Consider the following 1,237-nt stretch of genomic DNA (forward strand, 5'->3'; position numbering starts at 1 on the left):
GACTGACATTGGATTGACACATATTAGCGACTAGCCTTGCCTTAAGAGATTCATTGATACTTTGCATTCTCTCTATCAGCTCTTGGATTCCGACAGCCGCCCACAAATCAGAGGGACTAGGAATTACAGGCACCAGCGCTAATTCAGAAATTATTAAAGCTGACTGAGGCGCAAGACTATCTACAGCAGGAGGGCAATCAATCAAAATATAATCGTACTCACCCACATATTTTTTAATTTCCCTATGAACCTTCCCGCCCGCTGCGCCTAATCCAGAAATGGCGGCAGGAAATGGCTTATCATCCTCAGCATTTGCAGCCCAACGGGTTGCTGTCCCTTGCGGATCGGCATCGACGACCAACACTCTGCAATCATCTTTTCCTAAAGCGCCTGCAAGCTGCATGCTGATGGTCGTTTTCCCGCATCCCCCCTTCTGATTTACTACAGCTATTACCTTGGTTTCCATAAACGGTTGGAACATTCAGAAGATTAACTGTTAATATCATTATTATCAATTGTATATTTTATACAGTATAAAATCATTCAAGGCACATTGTCAACACGGGACGCTTCGCTGGAAGCTGAAAACAGACAGGTCGCGAAATAGGGAACAATAGATGTCACTCAAGGTCATACAAGGCTCTTCCACCAAAAAACCCGGACAAGAAAGGATAAGCCTGCTCATACCTCCAAGCATTGAAAAAATAATATCCGATTCCATCGCAATGGAAGCTGAAGACGCAAAAGAAACAGGCAGATTGGGCTTCATGGCTAGAGCGCTGATACAAGCAACCATGCCGCATAGTGACCCTGGCAACGTTTCTGCGTGGCAAAGAGTAAATGGCAACTTTGCCCTTTTCATACAGTCAGGCCTCATGCACGGCAACAAAGAACCTATTCCTATAGGTTTACCTTATGGCTGCATCCCAAGACTATTATTAGCTTGGATATCCTCGGAAGTTGTCAAAAAGAAAGAACGTACCCTTATATTGGGACAAACATTATCTGAATTCATTTCAAAGCTAGGATTATCAAGGCAAGGTGGAAAAAGAGGAGATATTACACGGCTTAAAGAACAGAAAATAAGACTTTTTTCCTCTTTCATATCCTATCTCTATACATCTGAATGCTTATTCCAAAGAGAATTTTTTAATATTTCTGACAGCATTAAGTTGTGGTGGGAACCTAAAAAACCAGAAGAAGTCAAATGGAAGTCTGAAATTACCCTATCTCAGCG

2 protein-coding genes are annotated in these 1,237 nt (G+C 42.4%); one reads left to right on the forward strand and one right to left on the reverse strand.

The window, feature by feature from the left end; all coding sequences use genetic code 11:
- Positions 1–481: ParA family protein (locus CAGGBEG34_RS00110; protein WP_050009249.1), on the reverse strand; the 481-nt coding region annotated here is incomplete at its 3' end.
- 136 nt (positions 482–617) lie between these two features.
- On the opposite strand from CAGGBEG34_RS00110, the gene CAGGBEG34_RS09870 reads away from it, so the two are divergent.
- Positions 618–1,237 (forward strand): replication protein RepA (locus CAGGBEG34_RS09870; RefSeq protein WP_275226105.1); only part of this gene is annotated, 620 nt, incomplete at its 3' end.

This window comes from Candidatus Glomeribacter gigasporarum BEG34 (assembly GCF_000227585.1).
In the GTDB taxonomy this organism is placed as follows: domain Bacteria; phylum Pseudomonadota; class Gammaproteobacteria; order Burkholderiales; family Burkholderiaceae; genus Glomeribacter; species Glomeribacter gigasporarum_B.